Below are 12,132 nucleotides of genomic sequence, written 5' to 3'. Positions count from 1 at the left end.
GGTGCGATTGCATATACACTTCAAATCAAAAAACAACTCAAAATGATTACGACCAACAATCTCTCCAAGGTTTATGGTGATGCTACTGTACTGGACAATCTCAATCTAAACATCAAAGCCGGTGACCTATACTGTTTGTTAGGAGCCAATGGTGCCGGTAAAACTACCACTATCAACCTGTTACTGGGTTTTATCAAGCCCACATCCGGTAGCTGCTTTATCAATGGTCTTGCTGTTTCCGAAAACCCAAAAAAGACTAAAAAGCATCTTGCCTACATCCCTGAAAATCTTATGCTATATCCCAACCTGACCGCAGTTGAGAACTTGGATTACTTCTCCGGTATTGGCGGAAACCAATTGAATAAAGCCAAATTGGAGGCTTTTTTGGAAGAGGCTGGACTTCAAACCAGTGCCTTCCACCAACGAATTTCAACCTTTTCCAAAGGAATGCGACAAAAAGTGGGCATAGCCCTGGCTCTGGCCAAAAATGCCAGCGTGTTGTTACTTGATGAGCCTACCTCGGGCTTAGACCCCAAAGCAAGCAACGAATTTGGTTTGCTGCTCCAAAAGTTACGAAGCAAGGGCGTAGCCATTCTCATGGCCACCCATGATCTATTTAGGGCAAAAGAAATTGCCACGCACATTGGTATTATGAAAAATGGCCAATTGAAGCAGGAATTTGTGGCCGATGAGATATCCCTAAGTGATTTGGAACATGCATACTTGGAAACCATGGACTACAAAGAGGCAGTAGTATGATACGCAGTACATTTCTAAAAGAACTTAAGGAGTTGTCTCGGGACGGAAGAGTCAGAATTAGTTTTCTAATTGTAGTGCTATTGATGGCGGTAGCCACTTGGATCAGTAAGAGCCAGTACACAACAATCAACGAACAATATAAGGAAGCCGAAACCGCTGAGCGTCACATTTGGGAAGGTCAAGGAGAAAAAAACCCACATTCCGCCGCCCACTATGGCACTTATGCCTTTAAACCCAAATATCCGCTTTCCCTTGTGGATCATGGGGTTGATAAATTTACTGGAACCTCCATTTTCTTGGAGGCACATAAACGTAACGAAGCCCAATTTAGCCAAGCCGCAGATCAAACTGGATTGGCCCGATTTGGCGACTTAACGCCCGATTTTGTGCTCTTGTTTATTCTTCCTTTGTTGATCGTATTTCTTGGATACAACGCCTTCACCAAAGAAAAGGAAATGGGAACCTTGGTGCTTTTGAAAAGTCAGGGAACTCCAGTCTGGAAACTGATTTTTGGAAAGTGGTTGGCTATTTTCACTCCTATTTTCCTCGTTGTAGCACTACTTTTTATGGTAGCTGGAATTGTCCTGTCCAATCTTAAGGATTTTGGTGTGTTTAGCTGGGAATCTTTGGGGGTTATGTTGCTAGTGTATATGGTCTATTATATGATATTCATCAATTTGGTCCTGTTCATTTCCTCTAAAATGAAGAAATCGGGAATCTCTCTTGTATTATCTCTAGGGGTCTGGATATTAGCTTGTTTGGCAGTTCCGAAGGCCGCTAGCAATATGGCAGAATCCCAATATCCCTACCCTACTAGACAAGAATTCGCTGCGAGCATAACCAAGGATCAAAAAAGTGGAATTGACGGTCATGATCCATGGAACAAACAGGCTAAAATGCTGGAAGATGAAGTCTTAAAGCAGCATAATGTGGATAGTTTGGAACAACTTCCATTCAATTTTGACGCCTATCGGATGCAGAAAGGGGAGGAACATACCGCTGAAATCTATTTTAAGCATTATAAGCATTTAAAAACACAATTTGAGCAACAGTCCAAATTGTACCGCAACCTGGCCGTGTTATCGCCTTTTTTACCTGCACGATTTATGAGTATGGCCGTTGCAAATACAGATTATGCCACCCACTGGGACTTTGCTGATGCGGCAGAAACATATCGGGTAGACCTGCAGGCCTTCCTCAATGGTAATTTTGCCGAAAATTCCTCTTATGGAGAATGGAGCTACAGGGCAGATGAATCCACCTGGAAAGAAATGCCTGTATTTGACTATGATCCTCCTGAGCTTTCCGAAACCCTTTCAAGGAATTCTTCCAACTCGGCCATTTTATCTGTCTGGATATTGGGTTCATTTTCCCTTCTGTTTCTCACCACTAAAAAATTATAGCGATGTACAAGTTTAATTTTATATATGAGCTAAAAGGGCTTCTTCGAAATGGTTGGATCCAATTGCTGAGCCTCCTCCTTTTTGCGTTGTTCTTTTTTGCCTTTTACAACGGCCACGAAAAAGTGGACAAGAGAAAATTGGATATTCTGGCGGCCCATCAGGAGGTAAAGGAAACCGATCAGGAAATGCTAATATTATTGGACTCCATAGAACGTGGTATGGAGGTCTCTGCTTCGCCTTGGACCATTCCATCCAAACCTATGGCGGTTGGTAATTATCATCCACGTGTTGCTGCTATGGATCCTTCCAATTTAGCTTATATCTCCACGGGACAAAGTGATTTATTTACGCACTACGTAAAACCAAAGACCTCTGGTGATGATCTAGCCCTTAATTTCACGGAAATCACTAATCCCGTTCAGCAGTTGTTTGGCAGTTTTGATCCTGCCTTTGTCATTATTTTCTTGTTGCCCTTGATCATCATTGCATTTACCTATAATGTCCTTTCTTCAGAACGGGAAAGTGGAACGTTGAGGCTTTTGGCTTCCCAGCCCATTTCGTTGGCGTCATGGGTACTGCAAAAAATGGTCATACGTCTGTTTTGGATCATTGTAATGATTGGTGTTATACTCACAATTGTATTCTATATCAATGGCAATGATAGCAACTTAGCTGATCTTTTACCCGTGTTGGGTGTGACCGTGGGATACGTTCTGTTTTGGTTTGCTGTGGCGTTCGTAGTCAACCTTTGGGTAGGAAGTTCAGCGAAAAACGCTATAGCTCTTATAGGCTTATGGCTGCTATTTGTTTTGCTGATCCCATCCACATTGAATCAGATGGGCAGTACACTTTACCCTATGCCCTCCCGTACCCTGATGATTAATCAATTGAGAAATGCCAAGGAGGATGCTACAAAGAAACAAGATGAAATCCTGGATAACTTTTTAAGGGATCATCCAGAATATGCCATCAACGACCCCAACCAGGGCCGAAGTTTTTATCATCGGTATATGGCATCCCAACAATTGGTACGGGAAGAGTTGCAACCCGTAATTCAAAAGTTTGAAGGTCAATTACAGAATCAGCAACAATGGATTTCCCAACTCAAATGGGTATCCCCTGCCATTATTGTGCAGCAGGAACTCAACGCATTGGCAGGAACTTCTACAAGGGATTATGAAAATTATAGAAAGCAAGTAACGGCCTTTGCAGAAACTTGGCGGCAGCATTTATTGCCTTTCCTCTATAACAATCAACCCTTTTCCAGTGAAGATTACAAAAATCTACCCGTCTTTGAATATGTATCATTGGAATCCGATAGCACCACAAAAAGCATATTGGTACTTGTAGTGATTGCATTGGGATTGGTAGCGCTGGGGTTTGCAAAAGGAATGGGGTATCAATCCAGTAAAAACATCATTACACCATAGCATGAGAGCATATTATATTTTGATTTTTTCTTGGCTCCTATGCGTACATGGCATCCAAGCCCAGGAAGAGAATGCAGAGAATTTTCCCCCACCGGAAGTACCCATGGAAATTTCAGTTTCTAGGGCTGCGTCCCCTATCCAGATTGATGGTCGTTTGGATGAACCCGCATGGGATAAGGTTGAACTGGCGGATGATTTTTTTCGCATTGAACCCAGACAGGGAGGCAAGGTCACCTATAAAACCTTGGTGAAATTCCTTTATGATGACAAAAATCTATATGTATCCGCATTTTGTAAGGATTCCCTGGGAATTCCAGGAATTCGGATTCAGGATTTGCGTCGGGATTTTAGTTGGGGGGAGAACGATATCTTTGGAGTTGCCTTGGATCCCCAAAACCTGAAACAATATGCCCAAGGATTTCAGACCACACCTTATGGGAACCAAAGGGATTTCCAAAATTTTAATGGGAACAATTTTGATACAGGCTGGAATACCCTTTGGAGGGTTCGAACGCAACGTACAGATCAAGGATTTACGGTGGAAATGGCAATTCCGTTTAAATCACTTCGATACAACCTCCCGGAAAATGGGAATACCATCGAGTTGGGAATGACCATGGTTCGTTATGCCCGTAGGGAAGTGGAAGTATCCACTTTTCCAGCTATCCCACAGTCATTCACCCCCTATAGAATGACCTATGCCGCTAAATTGACGGATATTGAAGTTCCACCTCCCTCTGCCAATATTAGGGTGGAGCCCTATACCTTGTACCAGTATGATGAAAACAAGGAAGGAGATGTTCTAACGTCCAAAGCCAGTGATCCCAAGTTGGGTTTTGATGTCAAATGGGCCATGAATCCCAAAACCGTATTGGATTTAACGGTAAATACCGATTTTGCCCAAGCAGATGTGGACAGAGCGGTAAACAACTTGGAACGTTTCAATATCTTTTTTCCAGAACGGCGACAGTTCTTTTTGGAAAATTCGGGAATCTGGGCTGGTGGATTGCAACAATCCATAAGGCCATTTTTTAGCCGACGTATTGGACTTCAGGGGAACTTTAATGCCACCCCGGCACCCATTGATGTTGGCGCACGTTTTACCCAGCGTACCGAAAAAAATGCCTTGGCCGGATTGTTCGTACGTCAAAGGGAAACGGATGGTTCCGCGGGAGCAAATTTTGGAGTATTCCGTTATCTCAGGAATTACGGTAGGGAAAACAATGTTGGGGTTATGGTCACACATCGCTTGGATAACGAACATGATGACCTGAATTTGGAAAGTAATAACAATACCACCCTCACTGTAGACGGACAAATACGCCCCACAAGTCAATGGGATATTCAGTATATCCTATCCACATCCATAGACGAGGAAACCGGGGAAACCGGCTTCGCAGGGCGGTTTTTTGCAGGCAATGACTCCAATAAATTCTACTATGGATGGGTAACAGAATATACAGATGCCAATTACAATCCAAGAATGGGTTTTGTTCGTCAAACCAATGTGATCAGACATAATCCTGGCGGGTATTTCGTGGTCAGACCCAAAAAAATGGATTGGATCAGGCGGTGGGACCCCGGGATGTTTGTCAATTATTTGCATGATGCAACAGACCCTACGCAGTTTCAACAGGCTAGTTTGTACATATTTCCGATCTTTACTTGGTTCAAGGACAATAGTTTTTTTGAGGTTTCAGCAACGCCAACCTGGCAAAATATCAACTTTGATTTTGCTCCATTGGGTCTCCAAATTGCTCAGGACAACTATTATTACACCCGTTATTTGGTGCAATACAACACCGACCAATCCAAAAAATGGTCGGGTGACCTAGGATATAATTTTGGAAGTTTTTACAACGGAACCCGGAATACCGTAAATGCTGCTGCCCGCTTTGCCCCCATTCCCCATGCCGCACTGGCATTGGAATACGAGCATAATACGATCAAAGATGTGGGGATTGGTGACTCCAATCTAACCACAAATCTGTATTCCGCTAATTTACGGTTGGCTTTGAACCCCAGGGTACAACTCTCCACTTTTTACCAGTATAATAGTTTTAATGAGCAGGGAAGGTGGAATGCGCGTTTGAGCTGGGAATATATGCCGCTTTCTTTTGTGTATCTCGTGTTCAACGATACCCAAACGGACATTTTTGATCCGATGCAAAGTACTAGACAATTCATTGGCAAGATTACCCTCCTAAAGCAATTTTAAGTAGTTGTAGGAGGATTCTAATGCCCTCAATAAAACTCAATAGAATGAAAACCCGACGGAAATTTTTAAAAAATACTGCCTTCGCTACTGTAGGTATTGGCCTTTCGCATCATCTTTCACTTGCGCAAACTTTACATCCTAGCGAGAGCAATTTGGTAAGCCAAACCACCAATCCTTGGATTGAGCTCTCCTCGAATGCCTATTTGAAAAACGTACAATTGATTTCCCAAATGGCACAAAACAAGCCTATTATGGCTGTCTTAAAAAACAATGCCTATGGTTTGGGTGATGTTCAGGTGGCTCAAATTTTAGATCAAAGTACACACATTGCAGGTTTTGCACTGGTAAAGGATGAACGCTGTCTTGCGCTGCGCGGAAATGGGGTTAGCAAACCTATACTGTTAATGGGGGATTTTAATGAGGATTTAGGAATGGATTTGGTTAATAATGCCATTACCTTAAGCGCATTTTCCCTGGCATCCAGCAACAAAATCAAAAAGCTCGCATCCCAAGGTAATAAAGAGGTTCTTGTAGAATTATATATAGATACCGGCTTAGGCAGGATGGGAATGCCATACTCCAAAGGAGTGGGTTGGATCAAAGAATTGGCATCTACACCCAACATCAAAATTACTGGCCTATTTAGCACCTTGACCACTCCAGTGGACTTTGCTCAGACTCAAATTCAACGCTTCTCCAATATTATTGGTCAATTGAAGGACAATGGGATCATACCATCAAGATTACATATGGCCCCTTCCCTATCACTTTTGGATCTGCCAGAATCCCATTTTAATACGGTTAGGCCAGGCATATTATTGCACGGTACTTATCCCCTTTCCAAAATGGATCAAGCCAAAAATGTGCCGTTGCAACTTGCCTATCGATTGAAAGCTCCGGTGATTCGAATGGAAAAACTGCGCAAAGGAGATACCATTGGTTTTTCCCGATTTTATAAAGTAGAGGCTGATGAGTGGACTGCTACCTTGCCCATTGGATGGGCCGACGGATACTACAGCGGAGCCGAAAACGGTGCCAAAGTACTGATCAACGATACACTTTACAACGTGGTCAACGTGAATGCCAGCCATTGCAATCTGGCCATTGGCCCAGAAAAAACTGTTGATGTAGGAGATATAGCTACGCTAATTGGGCCAGACCAGCCTGAAATAACACCAGAGGGATTTGGTAAATTAGCAGGTGGTCACAACTATCTTCAAATTCAGTATAAAGAATCCATTCCTAAATTCGTTCATGATGAATTCCTGTAAACATCTGGTTATTATCCTCTTTAGCTTGGGTTCTTCTTGGCTTTTTGCACAAGAGAGTTTTATTAAGCTGCCAAATGAGGATTTGAATTTATTCGTGGAAGACGTTGGAAATGGACAGCCCGTCATTTTTATACCGGGTTGGACCATGACCACGGAATTTTTTAAGCACCAGAAGGATCATTACGCTAAAGAATTTCGATATGTTTCCTATGATCCAAGGAGTCAGGGCAAGTCCACCAAAACTGAAAATGGGAATACGTATGAAGTCCATGCCCAGGATTTACACCATTTGATTACGGAATTGAAACTTGAAAATGCCATATTGGTTGGTTGGTCTAGTGGATGCGCTACTATTTTTGAGTATGTTCAGCAATATGGTACAAAGAGTCTTGATCAACTGGTTTTTATTGACGAGCCTCCAAAGTGGATAGGCGATTCTGAAACAGAATGGGTCTATGGAACTTTTGATGGTTACAGGGGAAGTCTCAAAAATCTATTGAATGACCCCGAAGGCTATGCCAAAGCTGTTGTGGATTGGATGTTGGAAACTGAAATTTCCAAAACCGTGGAAGATTGGATGATCGCCGAAACCCTTCAAACTCCCAAATATGCGGCATTAAGCCTTTACATTGACGGACTTATTAGTGATTACAATGAAATCGTTAAAAGCATTGATGGTAAAATCCCAGCCCTCTACATGGTAAGGGATAACTGGTACAATGATGCTTCCCATTGGTTACACACCCATGCCCCAAATGCTAAAACCGTTCCCATTACCAGTCATGCTATGTTTTGGGAAAACCCGGAAAAATTCAATCAACTATTGGATGGGTTTTTGAACTCCAATACCACCAAATGATACTGAACCCCAGATCAATCTGTGGTTACTTTTTAAGCCTGGCAAAAACATAGGTATAAAGCCACATCAAGGTAAAGGAAGGGACAATATCCAAGCCTGGTATAAGTTCTTCCACAAAGGTTACCACCCCGGCCACTTGACCAATTTTTCCTTTGTACATCCGGGTCATGAGCCAACCTGCCACTGGGGCCCAAATGACATCTGAAAATTCCCCGATGCCCGGAATGGCGAAGGACAGCATTCCAATACCGTCAAACAATAATCCCAAAAGTAAATGCTGATATTTTTGGTCTTCCACCTTTGCCATTGCGGAAAAATAGCAATTCCAAATGAGATGGGGAAATCCCTATGACAAATCCGAGCTGATGAGTTTCAAGAACTCATTGCGGGTCTCAATCTTTTCAAATTGTCCCCGGAACCCTGAAGTTGTGGTTACGGAATTCTGTTTTTGGACCCCTCGCATCATCATGCACATATGCGCTGCTTCTATCACCACGGCCACACCTTTTGGTTTTAAAGTGTTGTTCAGGCACTCCAATATATCATGGGTCAACCGCTCCTGTACTTGCAGTCTTCGGGCAAAGACATCCACTACCCTGGGTATTTTACTCAATCCCACTATATGCCCGTTGGGGATGTAGGCCACATGGGCTTTTCCAAAGAAAGGAAGCATGTGATGCTCACAGAGGGAATACACTTCAATATCCTTGATGATCACCATATCGTCATAATCCTCCTCAAACATGGCGCTACGCAAAATTTCCGCTGCATCCTGGCCATATCCCTGGGTCAAAAACAACATGGCCTTGGCCGCTCGTTCAGGAGTTTTTTGGAGGCCGTCCCGTTGCACATCCTCCCCAATCTCGTCAATGATTTTGGCAAAACGATCCTTGACCTCGTTGGTAATTTCGATATTATATTCTTCCAGATTCTGATAGGGCGCCATAGGCTATGTTGCGGTATTTAGCTTGTTAGAAAAATGCTTGTTCAATTTCTTGATCTTTGGATCAATGATAAACTGACAATACGGTTGATTGGAGTGATCATTGTAATAATTCTGATGCTCCTGTTCCGCAATATAAAAAGGTTTTGCTTCTGAAACGGCTGTTACAATAGGATTTGTGAACACTTTTTCTTTTTCCAGCAAGGCAATAAACTCCTCCGCTTCCTTCTTTTGATTAGGAGAAGTATAAAAGATCTCACTCCGGTATTGGCTGCCCACATCATTCCCCTGCCTATTTAATGTTGTGGGATCATGGGTGGCAAAGAACACCTCCAATAACTCCACAAAGGAGACTTTGGTCGGGTCATACTTAATTTGAATGGCCTCTGCATGCCCTGTTCTACCCGTACAAATTTCCCGATAGGCTGGATTCTTGATTGCACCACCGGTGTAGCCCGAGATTACCTCAACTACTCCATTCAATCTTTGAAAAACTGCTTCCGTACACCAAAAACAGCCTCCGGCAAAAATTGCCAATTCCAAATTTTTGTTTTCTTGTATGTCCATATTTATCAAACCTTAAAATAAACTTATCCATTCCAGCATTCATGCCCAAAGAGATTCGCATTTTATTGTCGTAAATCTTAAGAAAAACTTTATTTAAAACTCCAATTTTTGTTCGCTCAGCAGTAATTGTTACTTTCACTCCCCGAAGCGAGGATTTTATGATCATAGCCACAAACATTAAAAAATCTTTTGGGCACTTGGAGGTTTTAAAAGGTGTTGACCTGACTATCAACAAAGGTGAAGTTGTTTCTGTTGTGGGCGCTTCCGGGGCTGGTAAAACTACCCTTTTGCAAATATTGGGGACCCTGGATGAACCTTCAAACAAAACCGATAGTACTTTGCTGATCAATGACACCCCGGTGAATCAATTGAACGATAAAGGGCTGGCACGGTTTCGGAATGAGCATATTGGGTTCATATTTCAATTTCATCAACTTTTGCCCGAGTTTACGGCATTGGAAAACGTATGCATCCCCGCTTTTATCAAAAAAACACCCAGGGTCGAGGCAGAAAAGAGGGCCAAGGAGTTGTTGGATTTCCTAGGGCTTTCTGATCGTTACGACCATAAACCCAATGCGCTTTCAGGGGGTGAACAGCAAAGGGTTGCCGTAGCGCGTTCACTTATCAATAATCCGTCTGTAATCCTTGCCGATGAGCCCAGTGGAAACCTGGATTCGGAAAGTGCTGACAACCTGCATCAGCTGTTTTTTAAGCTACGTGATGAATTTGGTCAGACCTTCATTTTGGTAACCCACAACACCGAATTGGCCAATATGGCAGATAGAAAACTCACCATGGTGGATGGTGTGATCGTTTCAAGATAGGATGACAAAGGCCGAGCTTAAGGAATTCTTGGATGCCAAAGTGGAGCAGTACAATCATCCCAGTTTTTTGGAAGATGACCCTCTTCAAATTCCCCATCACTTCTCCAAGAAAGAAGATATTGAAATCAGTGGATTCTTAACTGCGACCATTGCATGGGGTAATCGGAAGAGCATCATTAAAAATGCTTCTTCCCTTATGGCGCTAATGGATCAATCTCCCTATGATTTTGTTTATAACCATTCCGAGGCGGAATTGGAAAAGCTTGGCTCATTTGTACACCGCACCTTTAACGCCCTGGATTTGACATATTTTGTCAAAAGTCTTCAAAATATCTACACCAAACACGGGGGATTGGAAGCTGTGTTTACCCAATTTCAACAAAAGGAAACCCTACAGCCCGCCATTTCTGAATTCAAAAAAGTGTTTTTTGAATTGCCTCATCAACAACGTACCACCAAACATGTTTCCGATCCGGCAAAGGGTTCGGCGGCCAAACGAATCAATATGTTTTTACGCTGGATGGTTAGAGACAACGACACTGGGGTGGATTTTGGACTCTGGAAGCACCTAAACCCATCACAGCTTTCCTGCCCTTTGGATGTACACTCGGGGAATGTGGCCAGAAAGCTAAAACTACTGAAACGGAAGCAAAATGATGCGACGGCTCTTGCCGAACTGGATAACAACCTGAGAAGTTTAGATGCATCTGATCCTGTTAAATACGATTTTGCGCTTTTTGGTTTAGGTGTTTTTGAAAAATTTTAGCACTATTTTGTTAGGGTATTCTATGTTATTTTTGGGTTCAACGTATAATACCAAAATCCAAACAACCAATGAGCATAAATGACAGCTTTGGCATACCCACCTATGTCGCTTCCGAAGATCGGTACGAGAAAATGAAATACCGTAGATGCGGAAATAGCGGGCTCCTTTTGCCCATGATTTCCCTTGGGCTATGGCACAACTTTGGACATACGGACGATTTTAACAAAGCACGACAGATTTTGCGGACAGCCTTTGATCATGGAATCACCCATTTTGATTTGGCCAATAACTATGGCCCACCCTACGGGGCGGCCGAAGACAACTTTGGACGTATATTCCAAAAAGATTTCAAAACCTATCGGGATGAGTTGATCATATCTTCCAAAGCCGGATGGGATATGTGGCCGGGACCGTATGGAAATTTTGGGTCCAGAAAATATCTGATTGCAAGTTTAGATCAAAGCTTGCAGCGTATGGGTCTGGATTATGTTGACATATTTTACCACCACAGACCTGATCCGGATACCCCATTGGAAGAAACTATGGGCGCCCTGCATCAAATAGTCCAACAAGGTAAAGCACTTTACGTTGGAATTTCCCAATATAATGCGGAGGACACGGCTAGAGCATACAATATACTTAGAGAGCTTGGAACTCCCTTACTAATCCATCAGCCGAGATACAATATGTTTGATCGCTGGATAGAGGATGGGCTTTTGGATGTCTTGGGTCAAAAGGGAATTGGTTCCATTGCTTTTTCCCCGTTGGAACAGGGTATACTGACCAACAAATATCTGAAAGGACTTCCTGAGGATTCCAGAGCGGTCAAGGATGCACGCTATTTGAAATCCGATCAGATTACACCGGAAGTTTTGGACAAAGTCGCAAAGCTTAATGCCATTGCCGAAGGCAGAAACCAAAGTTTGGCCCAAATGGCTTTGGCCTGGGTGTTACGTGATGAGAAAATTACAACGGTGCTGGTTGGAGTTAGCAGGACAAGTCAATTATTGGATAATATCCAGGCCTTGAACAATGTGGATTTCAGTTCTGATGAATTACAACAAATTGAAACCATATTAAAAGCATAAACGG

General features: G+C 42.8%; 12 protein-coding genes. 9 read left to right on the top strand and 3 right to left on the bottom strand.

What is annotated here, in order from left to right; translation table 11 throughout:
- Positions 1-42: 42 nt before the first annotated feature.
- From ACO6S0_RS07665 to ACO6S0_RS07640, 6 genes are read left to right on the top strand one after another with little or no spacing between them, the layout of a single operon-like run.
- Positions 43-759 (top strand): ABC transporter ATP-binding protein, encoded by a 717-nt coding sequence (locus tag ACO6S0_RS07665; RefSeq protein ID WP_422351397.1) that lies wholly within the window; start codon positions 43-45, stop codon positions 757-759.
- Positions 756-2,162 carry an ABC transporter permease gene (locus ACO6S0_RS07660; protein ID WP_422351396.1) on the top strand — a complete coding sequence of 469 codons (1,407 nt, stop codon included), beginning with the start codon at positions 756-758 and terminating at the stop codon, positions 2,160-2,162. The genes ACO6S0_RS07665 and ACO6S0_RS07660 overlap by 4 nt, the downstream gene beginning before the upstream one ends.
- A 2-nt stretch (positions 2,163-2,164) precedes the next feature.
- Positions 2,165-3,592 (top strand): ABC transporter permease, encoded by a 1,428-nt coding sequence (locus ACO6S0_RS07655; RefSeq protein ID WP_422351395.1) that lies wholly within the window; start codon positions 2,165-2,167, stop codon positions 3,590-3,592.
- A gap of 1 nt (position 3,593) precedes the next feature.
- The gene (locus ACO6S0_RS07650; RefSeq protein ID WP_422351394.1) at positions 3,594-5,810 is read left to right on the top strand and encodes a DUF5916 domain-containing protein; all 2,217 of its coding nucleotides are present in this window, start codon (positions 3,594-3,596) and stop codon (positions 5,808-5,810) included.
- 44 nt (positions 5,811-5,854) lie between these two features.
- Positions 5,855-7,081 carry an alanine racemase gene (alr, locus tag ACO6S0_RS07645; protein WP_422351393.1) on the top strand — a complete coding sequence of 409 codons (1,227 nt, stop codon included), beginning with the start codon at positions 5,855-5,857 and terminating at the stop codon, positions 7,079-7,081.
- On the top strand, positions 7,065-7,940 hold the full coding sequence (locus tag ACO6S0_RS07640; protein WP_422351392.1) for an alpha/beta fold hydrolase: 876 nt from the start codon (positions 7,065-7,067) through the stop codon (positions 7,938-7,940). Before alr ends, ACO6S0_RS07640 begins: the two co-directional genes overlap by 17 nt.
- Positions 7,941-7,965: 25 nt before the next feature.
- On the opposite strand, the gene ACO6S0_RS07635 is transcribed toward ACO6S0_RS07640, so the two are convergent.
- The 3 genes from ACO6S0_RS07635 to msrA are packed head-to-tail and all read right to left on the bottom strand — an operon-like array spanning position 7,966 to position 9,450.
- Positions 7,966-8,247 carry a hypothetical protein gene (locus ACO6S0_RS07635; RefSeq protein ID WP_420399492.1) on the bottom strand — a complete coding sequence of 94 codons (282 nt, stop codon included), beginning with the start codon at positions 8,245-8,247 and terminating at the stop codon, positions 7,966-7,968.
- Between the two features lie 39 nt (positions 8,248-8,286).
- Positions 8,287-8,886, bottom strand: coding sequence for a GTP cyclohydrolase I FolE (folE, locus tag ACO6S0_RS07630; protein WP_420399491.1), 600 nt, complete (start codon positions 8,884-8,886; stop codon positions 8,287-8,289).
- Between the two features lie 3 nt (positions 8,887-8,889).
- Entirely contained in the window at positions 8,890-9,450 is a 561-nt protein-coding gene (msrA, locus tag ACO6S0_RS07625) for a peptide-methionine (S)-S-oxide reductase MsrA (protein ID WP_422351391.1), read from the bottom strand.
- 158 nt (positions 9,451-9,608) lie between these two features.
- On the opposite strand from msrA, the gene ACO6S0_RS07620 reads away from it, so the two are divergent.
- From ACO6S0_RS07620 to mgrA, 3 genes are all read left to right on the top strand, one after another.
- Positions 9,609-10,274 (top strand): ABC transporter ATP-binding protein, encoded by a 666-nt coding sequence (locus tag ACO6S0_RS07620; protein WP_422351390.1) that lies wholly within the window; start codon positions 9,609-9,611, stop codon positions 10,272-10,274.
- Between the two features lies 1 nt (position 10,275).
- On the top strand, positions 10,276-11,040 hold the full coding sequence (locus ACO6S0_RS07615; RefSeq protein ID WP_422351389.1) for a TIGR02757 family protein: 765 nt from the start codon (positions 10,276-10,278) through the stop codon (positions 11,038-11,040).
- Positions 11,041-11,108: 68 nt separating this feature from the next.
- Positions 11,109-12,128, top strand: a complete 1,020-nt coding sequence (mgrA, locus tag ACO6S0_RS07610) for an L-glyceraldehyde 3-phosphate reductase (RefSeq protein ID WP_422351388.1) — start codon at positions 11,109-11,111, stop codon at positions 12,126-12,128.
- The last annotated feature ends 4 nt before the right edge of the window (positions 12,129-12,132 follow it).

It is taken from the genome of Flagellimonas sp. (genome assembly GCF_965233845.1).
Lineage (GTDB): Bacteria > Bacteroidota > Bacteroidia > Flavobacteriales > Flavobacteriaceae > Flagellimonas.
The sequence above is the reverse complement of the archived record's forward strand: the minus strand, read 5'-3'. Positions and strand labels throughout refer to the sequence as shown.

Bases quoted from the DNA above. Each gene is read 5' to 3' on its own strand.
- ACO6S0_RS07665 (WP_422351397.1), top strand. From the start codon at position 43: ATGATTACGACCAACAATCTCTCCAAGGTTTATGGTGATGCTACTGTA.
- ACO6S0_RS07660 (WP_422351396.1), top strand. From the start codon at position 756: ATGATACGCAGTACATTTCTAAAAGAACTTAAGGAGTTGTCTCGGGAC.
- ACO6S0_RS07655 (WP_422351395.1), top strand. From the start codon at position 2,165: ATGTACAAGTTTAATTTTATATATGAGCTAAAAGGGCTTCTTCGAAAT.
- ACO6S0_RS07650 (WP_422351394.1), top strand. From the start codon at position 3,594: ATGAGAGCATATTATATTTTGATTTTTTCTTGGCTCCTATGCGTACAT.
- alr (WP_422351393.1), top strand. From the start codon at position 5,855: ATGAAAACCCGACGGAAATTTTTAAAAAATACTGCCTTCGCTACTGTA.
- ACO6S0_RS07640 (WP_422351392.1), top strand. From the start codon at position 7,065: ATGATGAATTCCTGTAAACATCTGGTTATTATCCTCTTTAGCTTGGGT.
- ACO6S0_RS07635 (WP_420399492.1), bottom strand. From the start codon at position 8,247: ATGGCAAAGGTGGAAGACCAAAAATATCAGCATTTACTTTTGGGATTA.
- folE (WP_420399491.1), bottom strand. From the start codon at position 8,886: ATGGCGCCCTATCAGAATCTGGAAGAATATAATATCGAAATTACCAAC.
- msrA (WP_422351391.1), bottom strand. From the start codon at position 9,450: ATGGACATACAAGAAAACAAAAATTTGGAATTGGCAATTTTTGCCGGA.
- ACO6S0_RS07620 (WP_422351390.1), top strand. From the start codon at position 9,609: ATGATCATAGCCACAAACATTAAAAAATCTTTTGGGCACTTGGAGGTT.
- ACO6S0_RS07615 (WP_422351389.1), top strand. From the start codon at position 10,276: ATGACAAAGGCCGAGCTTAAGGAATTCTTGGATGCCAAAGTGGAGCAG.
- mgrA (WP_422351388.1), top strand. From the start codon at position 11,109: ATGAGCATAAATGACAGCTTTGGCATACCCACCTATGTCGCTTCCGAA.